The organism is Parageobacillus caldoxylosilyticus NBRC 107762 (genome assembly GCF_000632715.1).
In the GTDB taxonomy this organism is placed as follows: Bacteria; Bacillota; Bacilli; order Bacillales; family Anoxybacillaceae; genus Saccharococcus; species Saccharococcus caldoxylosilyticus.
In genome coordinates this window covers 53375-78416 of record NZ_BAWO01000010.1, presented here as the reverse complement: position 1 = coordinate 78416, position 25042 = coordinate 53375, and the positions used below count along the sequence as shown (strand labels likewise).

General features: G+C 39.8%; 22 protein-coding genes, 4 pseudogenes and 1 riboswitch. Of the genes and pseudogenes, 18 read left to right on the top strand and 8 right to left on the bottom strand.

Translation table 11 applies throughout. From position 1 onward, the window contains the following. From GCA01S_RS20355 to GCA01S_RS04365, 3 genes are all read left to right on the top strand, one after another. The coding region (locus tag GCA01S_RS20355) for a hypothetical protein (protein WP_042407526.1) at positions 1–1504 on the top strand (1504 nt) is incomplete at its 5' end. 162 nt (positions 1505–1666) lie between these two features. Beyond that, on the top strand, positions 1667–2056 hold the full coding sequence (locus GCA01S_RS04370; RefSeq protein WP_042407524.1) for a hypothetical protein: 390 nt from the start codon (positions 1667–1669) through the stop codon (positions 2054–2056). A gap of 372 nt (positions 2057–2428) precedes the next feature. Beyond that, positions 2429–2623 (top strand): helix-turn-helix domain-containing protein, encoded by a 195-nt coding sequence (locus tag GCA01S_RS04365; RefSeq protein ID WP_042407523.1) that lies wholly within the window; start codon positions 2429–2431, stop codon positions 2621–2623. 353 nt (positions 2624–2976) lie between these two features. On the opposite strand, the gene GCA01S_RS04360 is transcribed toward GCA01S_RS04365, so the two are convergent. Further along, complete coding sequence (locus tag GCA01S_RS04360) at positions 2977–4125, bottom strand: site-specific integrase (protein ID WP_255212258.1); 1149 nt, start codon at positions 4123–4125, stop codon at positions 2977–2979. 344 nt (positions 4126–4469) lie between these two features. On the opposite strand from GCA01S_RS04360, the gene GCA01S_RS04355 reads away from it, so the two are divergent. Next, entirely contained in the window at positions 4470–4649 is a 180-nt protein-coding gene (locus tag GCA01S_RS04355) for a DUF4083 family protein (RefSeq protein ID WP_042407518.1), read from the top strand. A gap of 161 nt (positions 4650–4810) precedes the next feature. Here the strand turns inward: GCA01S_RS04355 and GCA01S_RS19185 are convergent. Beyond that, a pseudogene (locus GCA01S_RS19185) lies at positions 4811–5701 on the bottom strand (transposase). 168 nt (positions 5702–5869) lie between these two features. Between GCA01S_RS19185 and GCA01S_RS04340 the strand changes: the two are divergent. Beyond that, a complete protein-coding gene (locus tag GCA01S_RS04340; RefSeq protein WP_042407515.1) occupies positions 5870–6349 on the top strand; it encodes a hypothetical protein in 480 nt (159 codons plus the stop codon). A 198-nt stretch (positions 6350–6547) separates the two neighbouring features. On the opposite strand, the pseudogene GCA01S_RS21265 reads toward GCA01S_RS04340, so the two are convergent. Beyond that, positions 6548–6850, bottom strand: a pseudogene (locus GCA01S_RS21265) (ISNCY family transposase); the annotation flags it as partial. A 95-nt stretch (positions 6851–6945) separates the two neighbouring features. Between GCA01S_RS21265 and GCA01S_RS18980 the strand changes: the two are divergent. Next, on the top strand, positions 6946–8058 hold the full coding sequence (locus GCA01S_RS18980) for an ISL3 family transposase (protein WP_071997931.1): 1113 nt from the start codon (positions 6946–6948) through the stop codon (positions 8056–8058). Between the two features lie 978 nt (positions 8059–9036). Here the strand turns inward: GCA01S_RS18980 and GCA01S_RS04325 are convergent. Then, positions 9037–9408 carry a winged helix-turn-helix transcriptional regulator gene (locus GCA01S_RS04325; RefSeq protein WP_042407510.1) on the bottom strand — a complete coding sequence of 124 codons (372 nt, stop codon included), beginning with the start codon at positions 9406–9408 and terminating at the stop codon, positions 9037–9039. Between the two features lie 192 nt (positions 9409–9600). On the opposite strand from GCA01S_RS04325, the gene GCA01S_RS04320 reads away from it, so the two are divergent. Together GCA01S_RS04320 and GCA01S_RS04315 are read left to right on the top strand one after the other, a co-directional pair. After that, complete coding sequence (locus tag GCA01S_RS04320; protein ID WP_042407508.1) at positions 9601–10806, top strand: MFS transporter; 1206 nt, start codon at positions 9601–9603, stop codon at positions 10804–10806. Between the two features lie 208 nt (positions 10807–11014). Further along, positions 11015–11860 carry an aldo/keto reductase gene (locus tag GCA01S_RS04315; RefSeq protein ID WP_042407504.1) on the top strand — a complete coding sequence of 282 codons (846 nt, stop codon included), beginning with the start codon at positions 11015–11017 and terminating at the stop codon, positions 11858–11860. A 737-nt stretch (positions 11861–12597) separates the two neighbouring features. Here GCA01S_RS04315 and GCA01S_RS04310 read toward each other — a convergent pair. Beyond that, positions 12598–13611 carry a PTS transporter subunit IIC gene (locus tag GCA01S_RS04310; RefSeq protein WP_042407502.1) on the bottom strand — a complete coding sequence of 338 codons (1014 nt, stop codon included), beginning with the start codon at positions 13609–13611 and terminating at the stop codon, positions 12598–12600. A 39-nt stretch (positions 13612–13650) separates the two neighbouring features. Continuing rightward, positions 13651–14625: an L-lactate dehydrogenase gene (locus tag GCA01S_RS04305; RefSeq protein WP_017436258.1), complete on the bottom strand. Its 975-nt coding sequence runs from the start codon at positions 14623–14625 to the stop codon at positions 13651–13653. 864 nt (positions 14626–15489) lie between these two features. Between GCA01S_RS04305 and GCA01S_RS04300 the strand changes: the two genes are divergently transcribed. Together GCA01S_RS04300 and murB are read left to right on the top strand one after the other, a co-directional pair. Further along, on the top strand, positions 15490–15945 hold the full coding sequence (locus tag GCA01S_RS04300) for an OsmC family protein (RefSeq protein ID WP_026078556.1): 456 nt from the start codon (positions 15490–15492) through the stop codon (positions 15943–15945). A 25-nt stretch (positions 15946–15970) separates the two neighbouring features. After that, on the top strand, positions 15971–16888 hold the full coding sequence (gene murB / locus GCA01S_RS04295) for a UDP-N-acetylmuramate dehydrogenase (protein WP_026078555.1): 918 nt from the start codon (positions 15971–15973) through the stop codon (positions 16886–16888). A 52-nt stretch (positions 16889–16940) separates the two neighbouring features. Here the strand turns inward: murB and GCA01S_RS04290 are convergent. Continuing rightward, positions 16941–17522 (bottom strand): annotated as a pseudogene (locus GCA01S_RS04290) (Glu/Leu/Phe/Val family dehydrogenase); the annotation flags it as partial. On the opposite strand from GCA01S_RS04290, the pseudogene GCA01S_RS20345 reads away from it, so the two are divergent. After that, positions 17512–17731, top strand: a pseudogene (locus tag GCA01S_RS20345) (DUF6176 family protein); the annotation flags it as partial. The pseudogenes GCA01S_RS04290 and GCA01S_RS20345 overlap by 11 nt on opposite strands. 146 nt (positions 17732–17877) lie before the next feature. On the opposite strand, the gene GCA01S_RS18975 reads toward GCA01S_RS20345, so the two are convergent. Continuing rightward, on the bottom strand, positions 17878–19098 hold the full coding sequence (locus tag GCA01S_RS18975) for a DUF5667 domain-containing protein (RefSeq protein ID WP_052510016.1): 1221 nt from the start codon (positions 19096–19098) through the stop codon (positions 17878–17880). 357 nt (positions 19099–19455) lie between these two features. Then, positions 19456–19516, top strand: a riboswitch (Fluoride riboswitch). 55 nt (positions 19517–19571) lie between these two features. Here GCA01S_RS18975 and crcB (GCA01S_RS04275) point away from each other — a divergent pair. The 7 genes from crcB (GCA01S_RS04275) to menC all read left to right on the top strand — a co-directional run bounded on the left by crcB (GCA01S_RS04275) (position 19572) and on the right by menC (position 24920). Further along, positions 19572–19970: a fluoride efflux transporter CrcB gene (gene crcB / locus GCA01S_RS04275; protein ID WP_026078554.1), complete on the top strand. Its 399-nt coding sequence runs from the start codon at positions 19572–19574 to the stop codon at positions 19968–19970. A gap of 13 nt (positions 19971–19983) precedes the next feature. Continuing rightward, the gene (gene crcB, locus GCA01S_RS04270) at positions 19984–20343 is read left to right on the top strand and encodes a fluoride efflux transporter CrcB (protein WP_017436251.1); all 360 of its coding nucleotides are present in this window, start codon (positions 19984–19986) and stop codon (positions 20341–20343) included. Between the two features lie 77 nt (positions 20344–20420). Further along, positions 20421–21176: a threonine/serine exporter family protein gene (locus tag GCA01S_RS04265; protein ID WP_042407499.1), complete on the top strand. Its 756-nt coding sequence runs from the start codon at positions 20421–20423 to the stop codon at positions 21174–21176. Positions 21177–21196: 20 nt separating this feature from the next. Then, positions 21197–21625: a threonine/serine exporter family protein gene (locus GCA01S_RS04260; RefSeq protein WP_017436249.1), complete on the top strand. Its 429-nt coding sequence runs from the start codon at positions 21197–21199 to the stop codon at positions 21623–21625. 192 nt (positions 21626–21817) lie between these two features. Beyond that, a complete protein-coding gene (locus tag GCA01S_RS04255; protein ID WP_017436248.1) occupies positions 21818–22987 on the top strand; it encodes a M20 peptidase aminoacylase family protein in 1170 nt (389 codons plus the stop codon). Beyond that, entirely contained in the window at positions 22962–23783 is an 822-nt protein-coding gene (locus GCA01S_RS04250) for a GNAT family N-acetyltransferase (RefSeq protein ID WP_042407495.1), read from the top strand. Before GCA01S_RS04255 ends, GCA01S_RS04250 begins: the two co-directional genes overlap by 26 nt. Positions 23784–23801: 18 nt before the next feature. Further along, positions 23802–24920 (top strand): o-succinylbenzoate synthase, encoded by a 1119-nt coding sequence (gene menC, locus GCA01S_RS04245; RefSeq protein ID WP_042407494.1) that lies wholly within the window; start codon positions 23802–23804, stop codon positions 24918–24920. The last annotated feature ends 122 nt before the right edge of the window (positions 24921–25042 follow it).

Genomic DNA, 25042 nt, shown 5'->3' with positions numbered 1-25042 from the left:
ATATATTGCTGATAAAAACTTTGAAGCAGACAAGGAGATGATTGAAAAAGCAAAATCTATATTAAAAGAGTTATTTCCTTCTGATATGTCTATATCGGTTTATAAATTTGAGGAAAAGATGTTAGACTCTATTGAAGAAAGAAGAAAAAATTTTTTTATTCAAACTAGTCGCTTTGATGTTTTGGATTATGAGGATGATCATATAAGAGATATTGCTAAGCGTGATGAAGAGCGTTTCGGTGATACGTTAGGTAAATTAATAAACGGTGAAATCAAATACACATCTATTATCGATAATAGGTTACCTAAAGGTGGAACAATTTATGTCGATCCCTTTATTACAGAACAACAACTTTCAATTCTTTTAACACTATATTCTAAAGTGTTTTATCCCATTTTACCGGATAAAAATAATTCTTATAAGGCATTAAATTCTTTACCTATAGATTTAGTTCTTGCATTGGCTAGAAAAGGTAAACTTATACCCATTTTCAAAAATCCTTTGCATAAATACAAGCCATCTACAGTTAGAAAATTTTTAGAGGATAAGGACATAAATGTTATATTACCTCGTCAATTAGATGGTTTGACTATCCTTACCTTAGCAAATCAATTCCCATTTTGGAAAACGTTTAGGGAGAACCCACAAGTTGCTGCAGAAGTGAGTTATAACGTATCTTTGATTAATAAAAAACTGTTAGAAAAAAATCCAACTCAAACTTTACTAGTAAACGCATTAACAGAAACAACTGATATCCACATACAAGTTGCTGAGGCTGGAGAAGCATGGTTTATGAATGAAGGACATATTGCTGCCGGAAGTATAACTGCTGGAGGAGCCGTACAATCATTAATTTCATATTTGAGAAATAAATTGTCTTCAGAAGTATCCGATACAATATTTATAGAATCGCATATGTACAGCACGCAATTGTCAATAGCAAGAGCGCTTGGAGCAGTATTTTATCCTAGCATTGTTCGTAATGAAAAAATTTTAAATTTAGTATCCCATTTACATGCTGGTTCAGATACAAATTTGTTGGTTCCTAAAATCGATGAAATGGGCGTTGTATTAAAGAATTTAAAAATAATATGTCCAGAAAATGTATCGATTCTTGATTATATAGATGTTTTGAATGATTCTGAGGTGAAGAAATTAAGGAACATTATCACAGAAATAGTCAACCAGTCTAGTGGTTCGTATGAGAAATTGCTTGAACAAGTAGAAGTTGTTAATAATGAAATTCGTAAATGGAATAAATCCTGTGGTCGTCTTATTCAAGAAAAAATTGATATACTAGGTTTAGGTTTAGAATTTGCTTTATTACCTACCGGATTAACTGTTCCGCCACTAACCACCTCTTTTGTAGGAATAATTTTAAAGGCGTTGCTTGGGGAAAGAATTGAGGATATCGAAGATCGGATTTATGCGAAAATAGGCGGTGTTTCTCCTGCTGCATTAAGAATTCAGAGGATTCGAAGCAATATTCAAAGGTTGGAGTAAAGAGTTGCTTTTACTGCAAACTTAAATTTTTTGATGATCCGGGTGAGACGGTGTTTAGCGAAAAAATTTACAAAGAAGTCGATAGTGCTATAAAAAGTTTTGGTTAGAAGATTATTAAAAAAGATTAATTATTTGCAGTATAGTTTGCTGAAAGAGGATTCATTGAAAAATGCTTTTTATTATCACTTGAGAAGACGATTGGGCGATCATTACTTATTGAATAATCATTTAAGGATATATACAGAATTTTATTATATGGGATTGCGTGCAGATTTGGTTGTTGTCAAACTGAATGAAAATCCGGGGGAAAATGGCCATTTGAAAAACGACGTAGACGAAATCATTGCAGTGGTTGAAATGAAATATAAATATGATTTATCAGACAAACCATTTCTAAGTGACATTGAAAAAGTGCGGAGGAGTATTGAAGAATATAAAATAAATGCTCTCTATTATTTAGCGTTTATCCATGAAGTTGAATATGAAATAAATTCAACATTTTCTTGGATAGACATAGAGAAAATCTCCATGGGCAAAAGGGCGAGTCGTTGAATTGAATGGCTATTTTGTTGCAGAAAAACAAGAGCCTGTTTGGGAAGTTGTTTCTTATAACGGACTAAACGAAGATAATATGTAAACAATAGTGCTAAAAATATAATTGAAACTGCATTAGCGTAAGTCAAAAGAGGAACAAAAAATTCCTTCTTTATTATTTTGGATCTTTACAAAATTATAGTTATATAGTAAGATTTTTATAAATAATTAATATTTGTAAAAAAACGAAAAAGGTCAGCAATAAGAAAACCAATCAAAACACTTTAATTCAAAGCACTAATCAACACCCTTTACTGGAAACATCGGTTAGAACACTTTATTTAAAACACTAATTAAAATACGTCTGACCTCCGAATGGAGGTAGATTGTATGTATAAAAACGAAGATGAATTACCAATTACTTTAACTGCAGAAGACATCAAGGAGATCCTGCAAATTGGTATAACAAATGCATATGAATTACTCAATAGTGGACAGTTTCATGTTGTTAAAATCGGAAGACAATTAAGAGTAAGCAAAACTGTGTTTCTTAAATGGTTAAATGGTACAAACGAGGCTGGATGATGTACAGCCTCGTTTTTTATTGCTTTTCGTATTAATTTGGAGGATTTGGTGTGGATTTTGGCGGAGGAATAGGTGAAAAAAGATAAAAAAGGATATAATTAAATAAGAATTTAATTTCTATGAGTATCAATAAAATATTGATTTAATAAGGTTTTTTAAGGTTAGATAAAACTAATTAAAATTATGTATAAATAATAAATTCCACCTTGACAGGGTGGAGGTCGCTGGTTCGAGCCCAGTCGGAATCACTAAAGTGAGAGGCTTGAAATCCTTGCGTATCAAGGGTTTCAAGCTTTTTTGTTTTATTAGCAATTGTGTTAAAATCTCCGTGATTTAAAAACTTGCACCTTTAGTTAACTAAAGGTTTTTGACTCTGTTTTAAGAAGGGCATTTTCAAATTTCTCTGCCGCTTGCTCTTGTAAATCATCACTGACATGTGAGTATAAATCTAAAGTTATACCGACGCGGGAATGCCCCAAGCGATCGCTAACCACTTTTGGATTTTCGCCTTGCTGCATTAAGATTGTTGCATGTGTATGCCGCAAATCATGGAAGCTTATACGCGGTACATTTGCTTCTTCGATCAAGCGATAAAATTGTCGTAACAAGTTTCGTGGATCAAGAGGTTTTCCGTCGTCAGTGCAGACAATTAAATTGTTGTCTTGGTATTGAGTACCCAATTTCTCCTTCTGAAATTCTTGTTTTTGTTTATGTTTCTTTAATACATTTACAACATGTTGAGAAATTGAAATTTGTCTTTTCGATTTTTTTGTTTTAGGCTCTTTAAAAATTAATCCTTTGCCTGAGACAAAGCATAAGCTGCGCTTGATGCGGATTTTTTTATTCTCAAAATCCACGTCATCCCATTTTAGTCCTAAAACTTCTCCTCGTCGCATTCCTGTGAAAATCGCAAGAAGGTAAGGTATCTCCGTAGAGCTATTTTTAATCAGATTCAGAAATCGATTTACCTCATCTACTGTCCATGTTATTTTTTCTTCACTTTTTACTTTGGGTGGTTTAGCATTCTTTACAGGATTTACTTTAATCAACGACCATCTTACAGCTTGATCAAATGCTTGATTGAGCAAATTATGCATTTGTCGGATATATGCACCTGAATACCCGCTGTCTAACTTGTCTACATAAAAACTGTCAATATCAAATGTTGTAATTTCATTAATTTTTTTATGTTGGAAATATTTCATAATATGATTTCTGATTACATATTCCCTGCTTTTTGCGGTAGTTATTTCTACTGTTCTTTTATAAGAGGTGTTAAACCACCGCTCCATGAACATCGAAAAATCTTCTGTACTTTCTTTAAAATAACTTCCATCATCGACTTGGTTTTTAATTTTAAGAAGTTCTTTCTTCGCTTCAGTCTTTGTACGAAATGGTCCGAAACTTGCTTGCTTTCTCTTACCGGTAAACGGGTCTTTTCCCACATCGATTCGAAAATAAAATCCTTTTTTCTTTTCTTTAATTAACTTGTCAAAGTTCATCATTACACCCCATTCCTAGTTTGAAACTGGAATAGTGTGTAGTATGTGGTTAAGTAAATACTATCAAAATAATACTTTTTAGGAAAGCGTTAAACTATAAAAGGTGGGTATCCACTAATATGAAAAAGCATACATTCCGGTCTTGTAACGGGATATATCTATACATCCGTATAACTAATATTACAAGTGTGGATTTAACTTATTAAAAAAGGGGTATTCGGATCATCTGGTGGAATACAATTTAGGTTTAGTATCTTCTAGTGTTTTGTTACACTATTTTTTCGTACTGCGTAGCAACATATTATGGTATAATAATCCAAAAACTAGTGAAGAAAGGAAATATTATGAATATGGGCGATCTAATATTTCAGTTTATTATGTTCGTTTTTATTATTTTTGGGATATTTTTCGGTTTTTATCTCTTTGTTCGTTTACTCGTTACAAAACACCCGAACAAGTCTAATAACATTGAACAAAAGCTTGATAGAATAATTGAGTTACTTGAAAAGGATAAGAGGGAGTAATCTTTTTTTGCTTTATCCTTACTTACTACGTAGTATGTGTCTACTGTGTCACGTATTATTTTTTGGGTATTCGGATTATCTAGTGAAATACAATTAGGTTTGGTATCTTCAAATAGTGTTTTGTTACACGGTTTTTTTTTGTAATAGATGGTGTTGCAAAACTAGAGTAAAAACTCGAAGTTATGCATAAGGATGCAACATAGCACATGCAGTAAATATCGATGAAATCCATACCATCGGGGTTGCTCCACCCCATCGCTCTTTAACTCATTAAATACCTGTTCAATCCCGCGGCGAAGCCCAAACAGCCATTGGCCAAATCTTGTTTTCAACAAGACAGGAAGAACCCGGCCATAGGCATCTTTCCGTTCCTTGCTATTGCGGCGGTTGATGGGGGAAATGAATAAGATTCCTGCTTGCTCAGCAGTTTGTCGAACCTTTTCGCTGTCATACGCGGCATCGCCCAATACCAATTCGATATCCCACTGCTTTAAAGAAACAAGCGATTCTGGTGCCACTGCCGCATCATTTCGATTCGCTGTGGTTAACACATGAGATAAAATGTTTCCCTCGGCAGTGGTGCAGAGATGGAGCTTATATCCTTTAAACCAGTGATATCGGGTGGACACTCCCCACTTTGCCTGTGAATCGTAAAGACTGCTTCGAAGGGACGTGCTGTCGATCAGCACGATTTGGGGATACCGTACTTCTAGATCTTGGAGCAGCTGTGCGTGAAAAACAGGAAATCCCTGTTTCCGAAACCACTTTGCCGCACGGGAAAACGTAGATAGATGTGGGACTTCATCAAGCCCACAAGCCCGTTGAAAACAGCGAAAATGCTGCAGAATGCGTACTCATTTTCGCAAGGAATCAATAGAAAAATAGGTTTTCAAAAAGAAACATTTCAACAACGATTTTTTCGACACTGGCGGCCTTCCTGTCACATACGGTGTTTCCGGCAACGACAGCGAATCGATATATCGAAATAATGCTTCTAAAATTAGATCGATTTCATAAGACCATGCATGTTCGCTGTTCAAATTGGAAATCATGATAGTGTCCACCCCTTGGTAGTTGGTTTTGGTCACTGTATATAATTTCCAAGGTGGTGGATTTTTTATGTGCATTTATGCATTCGTTATGCGTTTTGCAACACGTTCTTACTACATAGAGATATATTATCCAATACATAAATTTATAAAAAAAGGGGAATTTTGTATATGATAAAAAAAGAAAAAGGTAGAAATAAATATTCTGTTTCAGATCACATCTTTGCAATAACAGTTGTATCCTTCATGTGCTTAGCCATTATCTCGTTGCCTTTCCTACTTTTTTATTCAGTAATGCATCTTATTTCGTTGACAACCGATGTCCGTATTAATTCGTTTGGAACCTTTTCTTCTATCAAAATTATCCTAAAATTTTTTATAACTACTTTAGTCATAACAGGGGTGGTAGATACGATTTTTTCTATAATCTTGAACCGCTCGAAAGGAATTCTTGGTTTTCTTTCTGAAGCACTTCTGATGCTTGCCTTTTTCTATTTTTATGTTTTGATTTATTCTCTTGTGTCTAATGAAATTGTAATGACAGATAAAGGTCGTCTTTATGTTTCCTTATTTTTGTTCCTCATGTATTTATCTATCCATGTAGTATATATTGGTTCAAAACGGCTTTATGAATTAATAGTAAAAAAGTAACATATTAACAGTATTTTATCTCCCTACAAATAGACAATAAAAGAAACACATTTGATACACTGTTCTGGAACCCGATCTGAGAGGGATTTGATTTTCATTGTGTTGATTTAACAACAAGCAGAGGGAAAAACATGAAGATTGTAATAACTAATATAATAAGTTCAAGTTATTCACTCATTAACTGATGGTGTTGCAAAACTAGAGTAAAAACTCGAAGTTATGCATAAGGATGCAGCATAACACATGCAGTAAATATCGATGAAATCCATACCATCAGGGTTGTTCCACCCCATCGCTCTTTAACTCGTTAAATACCCGTTCAATCCCGCGGCGAAGCCCAAACGGCCATTGGCCAAATCTCGTTTTCAACAAGACAGGAAGAACCCGGCCATAGGCATCTTTCCGTTCCTCGCTATTGCGGCGGTTGATGGGGGAAAGGAATAGGATTCCTGCTTGTTCGGCTGTTTGTCGAACCTTTTCGCTGTCATACGCGGCATCCCCTGTTAAAGCTGATGATAAAATGGTTCTCCCGCAATTTTGGTGAACGCCTCTCGTGGTCTTTATAGTAATAAACTATTACCATGGGAGGTTTTATTTTGGAACTGCAAACATTCTATAAGGATTGGAAGCTGCTGTTTTATTCTGTTGATCGTTCGTGCGTAAAGTTGTATATCCAATCTCAACAAAAATCTAATCTTTGTCCATCATGTAACATGCCTTCTTCCCGTGTTCACAGTCGATACTGGCGTGTGATTCAGGATATAACTATTTTATCGTTACAAGTCTTTCTGCATGTACGTGCAAGGAAATTCTTTTGTGATCATTCTGCATGTTCACAACGCATTTTTACGGAGCGACCTTCCGATTGGTGGCCTCCTTATGCTAGACGTACCAATCGCTTGACCACCTTTCTCAAACATCTTGCCTTTTCCCTAAGTGCAGAAACTGCCAGTAAAGTTTCAAAACAGTATGGGATTCCTACAAGTGCAGATAGTTTTCTGTATTTGATTCGTAAGGAAGAAATACCTCCCATCACACAACCTGTTATCATTGGAATTGACGACTGGGCGATGAAAAAAGGGCAGCGATACGGAAGTATCGTTTGTGACTTACAAACCCAAAAGCCGATTGCGTTATTGGAAAATCGAACAGTACAAGAGGTGTCTAACTGGCTGCGAAAATATCCTTCTATTCAAGTTGTCACTCGTGACGGTTCCACAGAATACGCGAAAGGAATTCGTGAAGGATGCCCTCATGCAGTACAAATTACAGACCGTTGGCATCTCTTTCACAATTTAACGCAAAAGGTGGAGCAGTTTTTAAAAAAGAGCTTTCCTCGCCATATTTCTATTGGTGTTGCAGAGTTAGATGGTCACAGACCTTCTAGACAAAAGTACCATCCTCTCACCGCTAGTGAGAAGAGAAAATGGGAGCTGATTCAGCAAGTACAACTACGGTATAAGGAAGGTCAACGTAAAGCAGACATCATAAGGGAGTTTTGCATAGATAGAAAAACATTAGACAAATACTTACAGCTGAAAAAGCCCCCAAAACATACACGGCGCGGCAGGCATAGTGCCGATCCCTGCCGTTCGGAAATCCTAGAGCTTCTGCAAGCAAAGGCAACGGTCCAGCATATCTTTTCTGTGATACAAAAGCAGGGATATGATAAGTCATTCTCTACATTAAAGGACTTATTGCAAGGCTAAGAAAAAGGGAAATGAATGAAAAAAACACAAACAAGATTCGTATTTCTAGATATAAACTGCAAGCATACTTGTGGTCCCAATTTCTCCCTACACAGGAGGAACAAATCGTCTTTGACAAGTTATTCGAACAACACGAAGCTTTGCACGGCTAAAATCCGTTATTCAAGCCTTCCAGAAGCTGATGAACGAACAAAAGAATGAACAAGCACTTCAGGAATGGCTCCTACAAGCGGAAGGCAGTAAGATACATGAAATACAACAATTTACACATACATACGATCCGATATAGAATTCGGCCAAACACGCATTATCCTACTCTTGGAACAACGGCATTGTAGAGGGACAAGTAAACCGGCTAAAGGTCATCAAACGGCAAATGTATGGGCGAGCCAAGTTCGATTTACTGAGCAAAAAAGTCCTTTACCAATTCGTTTAATACTTTTCTACAAAAATATTAGTGAACCACATAAATCTATCCTCGACTTCTTCACCAAAATTGCGGGAGAACCATTTTATCATCGGCTTTAACAGTTTCATCTTGACAGGGTAGGGATCGCGCGTTCGAGCCGCGTGGAAATCATCTCTAAGAGAAGCATGAAATCCTTGTGTATCAAGGATTTCATGCTTTTTGATTTTTTATAACAGGCACTCAAAATAGCGCTCAAGTGAGGGTTGGTGCCGTTTTGGTGGCGAAACGGTGTTATTCGATAAATTCGGTATAATCAAATTAGAAAAACCTTGAATATCAACGTTTTTCAAATATTAAAGGTTAGTCTCTTTTAAATAAAACTCAGAAAATCTCCTGTTTCACCTTGACAGGATGCAAAATAAACCCTCCTGTGGTAATAGTTTACTACTATAATGGCCACGAGAGGGTTTCACCAAAATTGCAGGAGAACCAATTTTATCTCCGTTGATTACACCAATACGATGATTTAAGATTTACTGAATGAAAGAGTTCCATCTATTCAATGTACGTTATTTCAGATTATCATTTAAAACGCTATCTTCTAACACAGCAAATTTATCACCGTATACCTTGGTAATATGTTTTTCTCCCCATGCACATAAAGAGTCTAAAATATCTTTTAAACTCCACCCATATTCACTAAGTTCATATTCCACTTTTGGAGGAACTTGGTTATAAACAATACGATTAATGATTCCATCCTCTTCTAACTCACGTAATTGTTGAGTTAACATTTTTTGTGTAATGCCGGGCATAAGACGTTTTAGCTCACTTGTACGTTTTTTACCGTGTGTTAGATGGCAAAGGATCACGCATTTCCATTTTCCACCTATCACTTCTAGTGTTGCTTCAACGGGAATATTGTACTTCTTTTTCTGCATATTTCTTCCTCCTAATCAATAGGTACTAAAAAGTATCTATAGCACTTTTAAGTATCTATATTACTTAAAAGTACGTACTTTCCTAAGTGACTTATATATATCATAATAACATTTGCCGGCCGGTTTTAACCATCCTCTTTTATTTATATAGTTTGTTTGCAGAGATTGAAACAATGATTAGGAGGCGAAAAAATGACTTTAGATAAAAAACGAAGTACATTGGCATTGCTGGCATTAGCAGTAAGTGCATTTGCCATTGGGACAACAGAATTTATTAGTGTAGGACTATTACCACTTATATCCCAAGATTTACAAGTTTCTGTTTCAACGGCGGGGTTAACAGTTTCCTTATATGCTTTAGGGGTAACCTTTGGAGCACCTATCCTGACGTCTGTGACGTCTAATATGTCACGTAAATCTTTATTACTTTGGATTATGATTATTTTTATTATTGGTAATAGCATTGCTGCTAGTGCTACTAGTATAGGTGTTTTGCTAGTTGCTCGTGTGCTTTCAGCCTTTTCACATGGGGTGTTTATGTCAATTGGATCCACTATCGCAGCAAGTTTGGTACCAGAAAATCGCAGAGCTAGTGCTATTTCCATTATGTTCACAGGTCTCACCGTAGCAACTATTACGGGTGTACCTTTTGGCACATTCATTGGGCAGCAATTCGGCTGGAGGCTTGCTTTTATATTTATTGTTGTTGTCGGCATTATTGCTTTCATCGCTAACAGTATTCTTGTTCCATCGAATTTACGAAAAGGTGCTCGTACTACATTTGGCGATCAGTTCAAACTTTTGACAAATGGTCGTTTATTACTTTTATTTATTATTACGGCTTTAGGATATGGAGGTACATTCGTTGTCTTTACGTATTTATCTCCACTTCTTCAAGATATCACTGGATTTAATGAGAAGACAGTTGCTGTTATTCTACTTATCTATGGAGTTGCCATTGCGATTGGTAACGTGATGGGTGGAAAGTTGTCTAATCAAAATCCGATTGGTGCATTATTTTATATGTTTATTGTGCAAGCCATTGTGCTCTGTATCTTAACATTCACGGCTCCATTTAAAGTAGCTGCATTAATTACGATCATCTTAATGGGATTGTTAGCTTTTATGAACGTGCCGGGACTGCAAGTATATGTAGTAATGCTAGCTGAGCGTTTTGTACCGAGTGCAGTAGATGTGGCTTCTGCGATTAATATTGCAGCATTTAACGCTGGAATCGCAATTGGATCCTACCTGGGTGGTGTAATCACCGATTCGATTGGACTTATTCATACACCGTGGATAGGAGCATTAATGGTTCTAGGAGCTGTTATCTTAACAGATTGGAGTCGAGCCCTAGAGCGAAAAGATCAAAAAAAGTGTAGCGTAGAATTTAGATAAAGAAGGAAAGAAATTCGAAAAACCCGACCTTTCAACATACGTTTACAGAATGCAATGGCTATCAACTATGCTTGCTTTCTTTGTTGGTAAAATTTAATCGCTAAACCAAAATTATAAAATGTTGTTTGAAGGGAGGTGACGGATACTTACGTAGACAGCAATACAGTTCGAATCCAATTTCAATTCATAACAATTAGGAGGTCAATTTATGGTCGCAAAAAATTTGCAAGATACAACTACTCTGCATAACGGTGTAAAAATGCCCTGGTTTGGTATCGGGGTGTTTAAAGTAGAAGAAGGTCCCGAGTTAGTTAATGCTGTGAAAACAGCCATTAAATATGGTTATCGCAGTGTTGATACAGCAGCTATTTATGGAAATGAAGTGGGAGTCGGACAAGGTATTCGTGAAGGAATGAAAGAAGCTGGTATTTCTAGGGAAGATCTATTTGTGACATCGAAAGTTTGGAATACCGATTTAGGATACGAATCTACAATCGCAGCCTATGAAACGAGCTTAAATAAACTTGGTTTAGAGTATCTAGATTTATACCTCATTCACTGGCCTGTAAAAGGTAAGTATAAAGATGCATGGAGAGCATTAGAGACTCTTTATAAAGAAGGACGAGTAAAAGCTATTGGAGTAAGTAATTTTCAAATCCATCATCTTGAAGACTTGATGAAAGAAGCAGAAATTAAACCAATGGTGAACCAAGTGGAATACCATCCACGTTTAACCCAAAAAGAACTTCAGTCGTTTTGTCAGAAACATGGAATTCAGCTAGAAGCTTGGTCTCCATTAATGCAGGGTCAATTACTAGATAATGAGGTTCTACAAGAGATCGCAAATAAGTATAACAAATCTGTTGCTCAAGTCATTTTACGTTGGGACTTACAAAATGGCGTTGTAACCATTCCAAAAACTACAAAAGAACATCGCATTGTTGAAAACGCATCGGTATTTGATTTTGAGTTAACGGAAGAAGATATGGAGCGGATTGATGGCCTGAATCAGAATCATCGAGTCGGTCCAGACCCAGATAATTTTGACTTTTAATAGAAAGCAGACGGGTATGGATATATTCCAACATCTATATCTTTTTTATAAAAAAGAAAGATGAGGCTTGGTATTATCCCCTACAGGTAGAAAGTAAAAAAGAGAACATTTGATATGATGTTCTTAGGAGTCTATCTGGGAGGGGATTTTTTATGGCTAAAGGGCAGTTCATAATCAGCTAACTCAGGAACCTATTTCGATTCTCTTTCGATCTAATATTTCTCATGTCGAATTAATCCAATAAGATATTCAAGAATTTCCTTACGGTTAGTAGAATCCATCTTATTAAGCCCTCCAGTATTTTTAATGTGCTTAGAAGGCCTGTCACATCAACCTTTAGAGGATTTTTTGTTAGTGTCATTCTGGTGCCAAATTTGGTGCCCAAAATGGTGCCATTCGATAAATTCGGTATAACCTAGTGAATGTTGAAATTAGGGAAACCTTGATATATCAACATTTTTCGAATGTAAAAAGGTCTTATCTTTCTTAAGTAAAATTCATAAAATCTCCTGTTTCATCTTGACAGGGTGGAGGTCGCTGGTTCGAGCCCAGTCGGAATCATCATAAAGAAACCCGAACTCAAATGTGGAGTTCGGGTTTTGTGCTTTTTTACGGTATGTTTTTGCGGTGAACGTTGCGTTAAAATATTGAATTTGGCTGGCACTGTTCGCCATTTCGGTATGCTCCATCAGAAACAGAAAGAGGGTGTCCCGATTTGGGACACCTTCTGTTTTATATTAGTTCGGCAATCTTAAGTCATTTTCTTTAATTTTTCCAGCCTTTTTAAGGATATAATAGATTGCATATGAGATTGCACCTGGCACAAGTACGTAAGTGACGAGCATTGCTGGAACAATAAATCCGGCATCATATGTTGTTAACAGTTGTAATGGAGCTACAAAAGAGCTTAATCCCATACCTGCAATCTCTTTTCCTGCTTCAATTTTGAAGACTAACGCGGAGATTGGCCCAACAATCGCACTGGCAACTACTGTTGGCAGTAAGATGTATGGGTTTTTTGTAATGTTAGGTAATTGTACTTTAGGAGTACATACACCTTGGGCCAAAATCCCGCCAAGTTGATTTTCTTTCCAAGATATGATAGAGAATCCGATGAAGTGCGCCACACAGCCTGCTAAAGCTGCTCCTCCTGCAATGCCGTTTAAATCTAAGGCCATCGCTAATGCCACGGATGATGCCGGTGAGATTAAGAACAATCCCCAAACGACAGCTAAAACGATAGACGAAAGCAGTGGGTTACCTGCAGTTGATGATTTAATCATCTCGCCTGCCATTGTTAAAACAGGGGCGATTACATGTGATAACCATACCCCGGCCAATCCAGCTATTAACATGGTTCCTAATGGAACAATCATCATATCGAGAGCAGTTTTTCCGCTTATTCGTTTGCCTACATAAGTTGCAATCGTAGCCGTCAGCAGTGCTCCAATTGGTTCTCCTGATTTAATGAGAACACCTGCATCTGTAATGCTTAACGCACCTGCCCCGACTGCTGCTGCAATCATTGCCGAGAAGATGACAAGGGCGTTTGCACCCAGCATTAAGGCAATTCCCGCACCGATTGCTGGTGCCATCAGACTAATCGAAATCGTACCAATTTGTTCAAGTGCATCAATTCCAAAGTTTGTTCCTATGTTTTTAATAAGTAAACCAATACCGAGCGTAACAAAAATTCCTTGTGCAATTCCTGTTGAAGCTTTAAAAATTCTTGTCATCACATACTCTTTCATAAGAAACTCCTTCTTTCCAGAAGTTTTTCACAAAGCAACTTACACAATGGATAAAGCCTCTTGTTTATAACCGATGCTTTCCATGTATTTTCGCAATATAGCATTGGATTGTCTGAACTTTGCTTTCTCTTCTTCCGTTAAGCGAAGCTCGACAATTTCTTTAATTCCTTCGCGAGTAATAACGGCAGGAACGCCTGTACAAATATCTCTTTCACCGTACTCCCCATCCAACACGCAAGATAGGGCGATGATTTTATGGTCGTCATTGAAAATCGATTTTGTAATAAAAGCTAATGCATTTCCGATACCGTAGTAAGTGGTCCCTTTTCTTTTTAAAATCTCAAAACCTACTTTTCTAACTTTCTTGACAATTTGATCTAAATCGATTTCACCAAGTTCTTCTTTTCGTTCCTCTAAAATTTCTAGAAGTGGCTTGCCACCTACGTAAGTGTGAGACCAGACCGCAAATTGTGAATCACCGTGTTCACCCATCATGTAGCCGTTAATACTTCTTGGATCGACATCTAAAATTTCGGATAAAAAGGTTTTTAATCTCGAAGAATCTAACGAAGTACCTGTTCCAATCACTTTATTTCTTGGTAAGCCGGATAGTTTCCAAACATGATATGTGATAATATCAACTGGGTTGGAAGCTATTAAGAAAATGCCATTAAAACCGCTCTCCATAATTTGTGGAATGATATCTTCCATAATTTTAGCGCCAATTCCAAGTGTATCTAGGCGAGTTTGTCCTGGCTTTGGCGGTGGGCCGGCAGTAATAATAGCCACATCGACATCTTCTAAGTCGCTGTATGATGCAGGACGAACTTTTGTTCTTGAAGTTGTAAAATCAATGCAATGTGATAAATCTAAGGCTTCGCCTATAGCGCGTTCCTTGTTGATATCGATCATTAATAATTCTTCACAGATTCCTTGATTAATGATTGAGTAAGCCGCGCTTGAACCTACTAGACCTGTACCGATGATCGCCACTTTTCTTGTTGTTTTTCCCATCTCGGTCACTCCTTAGAAAATTTCTGTTTTTGTGAAATGTTTCACAAAATGCTTCAAAAATATTTTTGTTTGATAATTATTTGTGAATAATTTCACATTATCATTTTAAAGTTATTAAAACTAAATTTCAATGAGATATAGCGCTTACAATTTGAATAAAATTTGAATAAAAATTGAATATTAATATGATTATATTATAAAAATTTTATCATGCCGAAAATTAGTTTATATAAATTATAGCCTCTTGCTTCTTTATCCCGGTTTGTATTCTCTTTTTCATCATTGGTAGGATGTTTTAAAATACAAGAGCTAAAAGCACAGGGAATGTTGGATCCCAATAAAATTCAGTTAAGATGAAGAAGGTAAAATTTAATGATTGAAGTGGGTGCTGTGAACAAAACGATTGATGTAGATTGGGGCGGACAAAATGGATTTTGGATGAATCTTTAAAGAAGGCCCTAAACTTCAATACTGCCATTGTATATCTGATTGATGGGAAACAGCAATTCCTCTGCCAATCAGCTTTTCTTTTATGACGAGCTGATGGACGTATGCATTATGTCTTGCAGTAAATATGTAATGACATCGTTTTTATGTTTCTTTTCATCATTAGTCTGTATAAGGACTGACTATATAAATAGAATGGTTATGGAAAAGTGGTTATTCTACCATGCGAAAAAAATTTTACTACAATAGGCAAGAGTGCTTACTGACTGGGGAACGTTATTAGATTTTGTTCGTTACCAAAACGAGGTGTTTATTGTAAAATAAAATATGGTGTTCCGTCATGAAAAAGCAGACGATGGATTGTCATGTGACGTTTTCGGATAAAATGGATGATTTTTCGCGGAGCGGGGGAGTGTAATGGAACAACATCATTTTCATTTAAAAGCGGAATGGGCTGGTGGAAGAAATGGCAACGGCTTTATTGACGCTGGTCAGTTGAAGACGAAAGTATCCGTTCCATCGGAAATGGATGGTCCGGGAATTGGAACAAACCCAGATGAAATGTTGTTAGGTGCAGCAGCAACATGTTATTTAATCACGCTTGCGGCGATGTTAGAACGTTCTTCCATTCCGGTCGATGAGCTCACAATGGAATCGGAAGGAATTGTGGAGGTAGAGCGGGGTGTGGTCACGTACAAAACGATCATTCATCGCCCTGCGATTACATTGTCTGCTGGAGCGACGGACAAAGATGTCCAAAAAGCAGCGCTTCTTACGGAAAAAGCAGAAAAAAGCTGCATGATATCAAGAGCGATAAAAGGAAATGTCGAGGTGAAATTAGAAGCGGATATACGTATTTCACCAAATGAATGAACAGAAAAGTAAAGAGGGAAAAGCGATGTATGCAAATGATGTGATTTATCAAGAATTAGTGCAAATTTGCGGGAAAGAAAATGTCCTGCGCGATGAACCAATGAAATATCATACGTTAGTGAAAATCGGCGGCAAGGCGGATTTTCTTGTCTGGCCGACGACGTATGAACAAGTCGTTGACGTTATTCGACTGAAAGAAAAATTTCAGATTCCTTTTACGTTGCTTGGCAACGGATCGAACGTGATCGTCCGCGACGGCGGCATTCGCGGTATTGTTATGCAGTTAAAACATCTTGCGGAAATAAAGGTGGAAGGAGAAAAAATTATCGCGCAAAGCGGTGCCGACATTAAAGCTGTTTCCCGATTCGCCTTGGAACATAGCTTGACAGGACTCGAATTTGCCTGCGGTATCCCTGGCTCTGTCGGCGGCGCGATTATGATGAACGCGGGAGCCTATGGCGGGGAAGTAAAAGACGTGCTGGACCATGTGAAGGTTGTCACGCAAAAAGGCGAGCTAAAGACGATGTATAAAGATGATTTGCAATTAGGCTACCGCACGAGCATTATCAGCAAGACGCACGACGTTGTGCTTGAAGTTGTGTTTCAGCTCGAAAAAGGCGATCCGCAAAAAATTAAAGCAAAAATGGACGACTTAACGTTCCAGCGTGAATCAAAGCAGCCGCTCGAGTACCCATCGGTCGGCAGCGTATTTAAACGGCCTCCTGGATACTTCGCGGGCAAACTCATTCAAGACAGCGGCCTGCAGGGAAAAGGAGTCGGCGGGGCAGAAGTGTCGACAAAACATGCTGGGTTTATCATTAATAAAAATAACGCGACTGCCGCCGATTATATTGCGACGATCGAAATGGTGCGCAAGACGGTGAAAGAGAAATTTGGCGTAGAGTTAGAATTAGAGGTAAAGATTATTGGAGAAGATGCATAAATAAAAAATTAAAAGGATCCGGATGTAAAAAATTCGGATCCTTTTCGTCTTTTTACACCCATCCGCGCGCCTTCATCGCTTCGGTGATGCGCTTTAAAGAAATGATATAAGCGGCGTTGCGCAAGTCCGTATGGAACTCTTTTGCTGTTTCGTTGACGGCATGGAAGCTTTGGACCATCACATCAGCCAACTTTTTGTTCACTTCTTCTTCGCTCCAGTAATAGTTCATTAAGTTTTGTACCCATTCAAAGTACGATACGGTTACGCCGCCGGCGTTCGCAAGAATATCAGGGATGACGATAACTCCTTTTTCTGCGAGAATGCGGTCCGCTTCCGGAGAGACGGGACCGTTTGCTGCTTCAGCGATGATTTTTGCTTGAATTCGGTCAGCGTTTTCCGAGGTAATCGCGTTTTCTAATGCGGCTGGAATTAAAATATCGACGTCCAGTTCTAATAATTTTGCTGGAGGTAAGTGATAGGATTCACCGTAATCAAGCAATGATTGATGGTCTTTCAAATATTCCACTTTTGCTAAATCCAGGCCGCTTTCATTATAGATGGCTCCTTTGGAATCGCTTACTGCGACAATTTTGCATCCTAGCTCTGCAAGCAGTTTGGCGGCGATTCTTCCTGCAGTAGAACTGAGCAAATTTCGCCTAAAGGAAGGAAAAGCAAAGCGAGTCGATGAATGGATGGAATTATTAAACTCGCATATGAACGAGGTGCTGTTGACGCTCAAAGATGAAAAAAATGCATGTCGGAGCGGTCTTCCGCGGGCGAAATGAAGAAGGAGAGTTTCTTTACTGGCTTTCTGTGCAGGGAGAAGGCGGGATTTCCGTAGAATAGGTAAGCACATATTAAGTGAAGCTTAATATGTGCCTATAGTTTATAAACTTCTGCGTAAGTAATACCATAAATTATATGTATGAAAAAAGAGGATACTATGCCTATTGAATATAGTATCCTCTAATCATCGTAGTATATTTAAATTACTTCTCGCTTTTTTCTTCTTTATCTTGTTTGCCTTGAGAAGGCTTAGCAGCATGATTCACTGCTTTTTCTTCTTTTGTTTTCGTTACCCTGGTTTGCAATTTTGCGGATGGTTGTTTTTCAACGTGATGGCGCGGCTGTTCTGTTACATGTTTAGTGTATGGTGCATGTTTTGCCAGTTTGGCGTCATGACCCACTGCTTTTTCTTCTTTTGTTTTTGTTACCCCGATTTGCAATTTTGCAGATGGTTGTTTTTCAACGTGATGGCGCGGCTGTTCTGTTATATGTTTAGCGAATGATGCATGTTTTGCCGGTTTAGCGTTTGTCGTTGGCTGTTTTTGTGTGTTTGCTTGCGTTGCGGCGTTTGCTTTGTTTGTCGTGCTTGCTTGTGCCGAATGAGGTTTTACCGCCGCCGGTTTTGCTGATGTTTGATTTGTATTTGTTGTATCTGCTGTCGGTTGTTCAGCCGTATCGGTGGATTTGTCTGGCGTTGCTGTATCATTGGTTGGTTGCTCATTCGTGTTGGTTGTTTTGTTGTTTTCTGTTGTTTCATCAGTTGGTTGTTGGTCAGCGTCTGTCGTTTCTTTAGAAGATTGTTGTTTTTCCTCCCATTTTGTTAAACGTTTTTCCATTTTCGCTTCTAGCTTTTCTTTTGCCTTTGCAATGTTGCGGGCTAACACTTCTTTTGCACGGGGATTTTTGACTTTTTCTAACGCTGCCTGTAAGGCAAGAATATTTTTCGAGAATTTTTCTTCCAGCTGCTTGCGCAACGCATCTATGTTGGTTGCTGTTTCTTTGTCTTTTTGTTCTGTATCTTTTCGGTCTTCTTTTTGGCTTTTCTCATATGTTTTTAATGCTTCTTCTTGCTGCTGCAATGCTTTTTCTAGCACTTCTCTCGCCGATTGTGTTTCGCCTTTTTCTAGAAGTGCTTTTGCTTCATTGATGCGGTTTTCGGTAAACTCCGCAAGCAGCTTCGCTTTTTCAACATCATTGAAAGTGAGGGCCAACTCCATTTTTTCCATCATCGTTTTGACGAAGTAGAAAAAGTCGCCAGGTAAAAGTGATGGAGCTTCCGTGTTGGCATTGACTTGCTTCGCGGTGCTTGTCTGCATTGTGGTGCCCGTGCTGGCGAATGTAGGAGAGCCGCTGAAGGAAAAAGCAACGATAGCAGCCAACGCACCGCTAGATAGGACGCGATAAATCGATTTTCGTTTGTTCATATGTCCCCCTCCTGAAACATGTCCATTTTTGGTTTCGCTATATATGCTTCGTAAAGAAATCCGGTGTTTTTGTCTAAAAAAGGAGAAAAGAAAAAAGAATCATTCCAGAGACATAGAAAGATGGAAAAGAAAGGAGAGTAACCATGTCATCGGTTCGATGATGAACCGGGAAGGAGGATGGCCACAAAGTCTGCGTTTGTTGCAATAGACGTTTCCGCACGCGATCCGTGCAGAAGAATAAGAACGAAAAACAGATGGTGGAGGGAACATAGCTAATTATTTAGAATAGTCAAGGAAAAAACTGTGCAAATTGGCAGTGAGATATCTTTTTTGTTACAATATTATAATAACGAACAGAGTGTAATAGGCGATGGAGTTCTCCTAAACTTCCTTTCGGGCTGATGGCTCCTACCAATGAATCATTAATTGGTAGGAGTTTGTTTTTGATAAATTGGGAACAAGGAGTGGGTTTAGTGGTTTATGTCGTTGTCGGCCTCGCCGGGATTGTCGGCGCATTGCTGCGATATTACCTAGGTTTGTTCGTCAGCGGGTGGTGGAGCGGATTGTTTCCTATGGCGACATGGCTGGCCAATATGATTGGCTGTTTTGCGTTAGGCTGGCTGACTGTGTATTTGCCTCGGCTAAACAATCTGCCTTCTTATGTAGCAACAGCGCTCGGAACAGGATTAGTAGGTTCGTTTACGACGTTTTCTACGTTCAGCGTCGAGACTGTTCAGTTGCTGCACACATCCCATTGGGAAATGGCGTTGTTTTATGTTTTCCTCAGCCTATGCGGAGGGTTGGCAATGTCATGGCTGGGATTTCGGTTTGGACAAGGCAGTTTGCGTACCCAGAAAGAAACGGCGGAGTAAGGGAGGAAGTCTTATGTTATGGAATAGCGCACTTGTCGCGATCGGCGGGTTTTTCGGCGCAATCGCGCGCTTTGGCGTCAGCAATTGGATCAAACAGAAATATCCTTCGTCTTTTCCGATCGCTACGTTATTGGTCAATTTAGTCGGATCTTTTTTGCTTGGATATATGATTGGAAAAGGATGGAATGCCTCATGGAACCTTCTTTTCGGAACAGGATTTATGGGGGCGTTTACGACTTTTTCAACCTTTAAACTTGAGAATGTTACATTGTATTTGAATAAGCAATGGAAACTGCTCATTCTCTATCTTTTGGCCAGCTATATGCTTGGCATATTGCTCGCGTTTCTTGGCATGAAAGCGGCAGGGATGTAAAAGAAGGAAAACACTATTGTGTAAGGATCTATTTTTTTGTAATATCTCAAAGTAAAGTATAGATGGAGAGGTGAAACATGCCAGCTTATTCAGACCGGACGAATGAGATTGTCGAAGTTTGTCTGCTCGCGGGAAAAATTATGCTCGAAAGCGGCGGGGAAACGTATCGCGTGGAAGATACGATGATGCGCATCGCCGCTTCCTTTGGCATTCCCCGTTCGCATAGCTATGTGACGCCGACCGGGATTATTTTTTCGATTGATAAGAAGAATTCGACGCAGTTTATCCGCATTTCGGAGCGCTCGACCGATTTGCAGAAAGTAGCTCTAGTGAACAGCATTTCTCGCCGAATTAGCAACGGAGAGCTGACGCTTGAGGAAGCGTATGAACAGTTAAAAGAAGTGGAAGCGCAAAAGTTTGCCTATCCTCTTTGGCTGCAAGTGATTGCGGCAGCGATAGCGAGCGGCTGTTTTGCTGTAATGCTTGGTGGTGGGTGGAGCAATTTTCTTCCTTCACTTCTTTCCGGAGGAACAGGATTTTACTGTTTTGAGATGATTCATCGCATGATAAAAATCCGCTTTTTCGCCGAGTTTTTCGCTTCGTTTGTCGCCGGTGGGATGGCCTTGTTAATGATGATGGCTGGATTGGGAGAGGATTTAGGGAAAATGATGATCGGGTCGGTGATGCCGTTAGTACCAGGATTAGCGATTACCAACGCGGTGCGGGATTTAATGGCAGGGCATCTTATTGCTGGGCTGTCCCGAGGGGCGGAGGCGTTTTTAACGGCATTTGCGATCGGCTCGGGGATTGCTCTTATTTTATCGATTCGTTAACAAAGTAAGGGGAAACTTCGATGATTGTTCAGCAACTATTGCTCAGTTTTATTGCTTCGGCTTTGTTTGGGATGATTTTTAACATTCCAAAAAAATTATTAATCAATAGCGGGTTTGTCGGGATGGTCGGCTGGATGGTCTATTTTTTCTTTGCCGAACACCATTTAAACAACGTGCTGGCGACGTTTATTGCCGCTTTTTTCGTGGCGCTGCTCAGCAATTTGTTTGCGCGCCTTTATAAGACGCCAGCTACCATTTTCAGCGTTTCTGGGATCATTCCGCTCGTGCCGGGGGGAACGGCGTTTGAGGCGATGCGCCACGTCGTTCTCAATGACTACAATGCGGCGATATCGCTTGCGGCCAAAGCGTTTATGATTTCCGGAGCGATTGCGATGGGGTTGATTTTTTCCGAAGTCGTCAATCAGCTGATCAAACGGCGGCGGTCATGATGCGTCCTAAACTTCGAATCACGAAGTTTAGGATTTTTTTATCGTAATTGCCAGTAGTTTTCTCCTAGGTTAATCAATATGCCTAAGGTTGCAACATTTTTTTTGAATATTATAATAATGTGTAATAACTTTTTTCGAAGCGCCCAATGTTTCGAAAAGTTGACTATGATATCAGCGGGGGGGAAGAACATAATGAGGAATATTATCAACGAGATGGCGGCAGAGATATTAGAGATTTTTGACTATCTTCATTGTCATCCGGAAATTAGCTGGGAAGAGTGGAAAACAACACAATTTATGAAGCAACAGCTGCAGCAGGAAGGGTATCGCGTTCACACGTTTTCCGATTGCCCCGGTGTGGTTGGCGAAATCGGAAATGGACCGTTGACGGTTGGACTTCGCAGCGATATGGATGCACTTTGGCAGGAAGTAAACGGCGTCTGGCAGGCCAATCATGCGTGCGGACATGATGCCCATATGACAATGGTGCTAGGGGTCGCAAAACTGTTTAATCGCATTGGCTATAAGCCGCCAGGGAAGCTGAAACTTCTTTTTCAACCGGCCGAGGAAAAAGGGACAGGAGCATTAAAATTTGTAGAAAAAGGCGTTGTCGATGACATTGACTTTCTGTACGGCGTTCATTTGCGGCCGATTCAAGAAGTGAAAAGCGGTTATGCGGCTCCAGCTATTTTGCACGGGGCAGCGCAATGCATTGAGGGACGGATTAGAGGAGTGGCAGCGCATGCGGCAAGACCGCATCTTGGCGTCAACGTCATTGAAGTGGGCAGCGCGATCGTACAAGAGCTAAGCAAAGTTCATATCGATCCGCAAGTTCCGGCGTCGATTAAAATGACGAGGTTTCATGCCGGAGAAAAGAATGCGAATATCATACCGGATTACGCCGAGTTTACCCTTGATTTACGCTCGCAAACCAATGAAGCGATGGACGAGTTAGTGGAAGGATTGAATCACGTTGTGAAAGGGATTGCAGCTATTTATGACGCTGAGATTGAACTGCGTGCCAATGCGCGCATTGTCGCCGCCAATCCGCATCCGCAGGCGCAGCAATTCATGGAACGGGCGATTATCGCCACGCTTGGGGAAGACAGATGCTTGCCGCCGGTTGTAACATCGGGCGGAGAAGATTTTCATTTTTATTCCTTTAAAAAACCAACGCTAAAAACGACGATGTTAGGGCTTGGCTGCGATTTAAAACCAGGATTGCATCATCCGCAAATGACATTCCGGCGCGAAGATTTATTAGTAGGCATTGAAATATTGGCAAGAACCATTATAGAAACGTTTGACTATTTTGCGTTGCAAGGAGAGACAGAAAGTGAGTATTTTACTGCAAAAAATTGAAACGATGGAGCAACTGGAGGAGATGGCGCGGTTAGAAGCGGAAATATGGGGAACGTCCCCGATTCCAACCCATCAGACGGTGACGGCGGCGAAAAACGGCGGCATTATTATCGGAGCGTTTGTTGGGGGGAAAATGGTTGGATTTGTCTATAGTTTTCCCGGATACGAAAATGGGGAAGTATATCTTTGTTCCCATATGATGGGGATTGCCAAACCATTTCGCGACCGTGGAATCGGATACATGCTAAAAATGAAACAGGCACAGGAAGCAATCCAACGAGGATATCGCAAAATCCGCTGGACCTATGATCCGCTCGAAAGCAGAAATGGTTACGTGAATATTGCAAAACTAGGGGCGATTTGTTCGCAGTATATTGAAAATTGCTATGGCGAAATGGATGATGCGTTCAATAAACATTTGCCGTCCGACCGTTTTGTAGTTGAGTGGCTGCTTGAAAGCCGATATTTACAGGAAAGAGGCCGCGTTTTCTCTGAGCTGCGGTGGACGCCAGAAAGCGTCGTGCTTGGCTGGCGGCAACATCACAATGATGATCTAGAGCCAGTGTGGCAGAAGCAAGATGCAGATCATGCCTCTTTTTTGTTTGTAGCGATTCCGCTTCAGTTTCAGGCGCTGAAAGAAAGAAATCCTTCATTGGCGCTTGATTGGCGCTACAAAACCCGTGCTGTTTTCACCCGCCTCTTTCGCGATGGATGGGCGGTGGCGCATGTCATTCGCCGCGAACATGAACCTGTCTTATATTATGTGTGTGTAAGGCGTGACCAACTGCCGTTATAAGAGTAGGGGGAGTTTTTTATGGAAATAAAAATAAAACAAGTAATACTGCGCCATTTGCAAATGGAACTGAAATCACCGTTTGCTACAAGTTTTGGCACGTTTCGGAACAAAGAGTTTATTTTAGTGGAAGCAATCGATGAAGACGGTGTGTCTGGATGGGGCGAATCGGTTGCCTTTTCGTTCCCATGGTATAATGAGGAAACGGTAAAAACAAATTGGCATATGTTAGAGGACTTTTTGTTACCGCTTTTGTTCCAGGCGCCCGTTGCCCACCCGCAAGAACTGCAGCAACGCTTTTCCGCCATTCGGAAAAATCAAATGGCGAAAGCGGCGATTGAAGGAGCGGTATGGGATTTATTTGCGAAAAAACGGCAGCTGCCATTACATAAAGTCCTCGGTGGAATGAAGAGCAGCATTGAAGTAGGAGTAAGCATCGGCATTCAAAAAAATGTGGATGAGTTGTTACGGGTTATCGACCGGTACGTACAGGATGGATATCGCCGCATTAAAATAAAAATTAAACCCGGATGGGATGTTGACGTCGTCCGCGAAGTCCGACGCCGTTTTCCGGACATCCCGTTGATGGCAGATGCGAATTCCGCCTACTCCTTGCAAGACATTGACCGTTTAAAAGCGCTTGACGAGTTTCAGCTGATGATGATCGAACAGCCGCTGGCAGCGGATGATCTCGTTGACCATGCGACACTTCAACGGCAGATTTGCACGCCGATTTGTTTAGATGAAAGCATTCACTCCGTGGAAGACGTAAGAAAAGCGATTCAGCTGGGCAGCTGCCAAATTGTGAACATAAAAATTGGACGGGTCGGGGGCTTGACGGAGGCGAAGCGAATTCACGACCTTTGTCAAGAAAACGGCATTCCTGTCTGGTGCGGCGGAATGCTTGAAGCGGGGGTTGGCCGGGCGCATAATATTGCAATGACGACGTTGGAAAACTTTACGATGCCAGGAGATACAGCCGCTTCTTCCCACTACTGGGAAAAAGACATTATTGTTCCGGAAGTGGTTGTGCATGATGGAACGATTGCGGTACCAGAGGCACCTGGGATCGGCTATGAGGTCGATCGCCGGCAAGTGGACAGTTATATGGTATTTGCGAAAACGTATCGTGCCCAATAAAGAATAGGGCTGATCGGAACATTACCGTTCAGCCCTTTTTATGCATTTCGGTGCCGCCGCAAGGAGAATCCTTCATTCTTCTAAAGGAAGCGCTTCTAATGATGAATTTCATTTTTCCATTT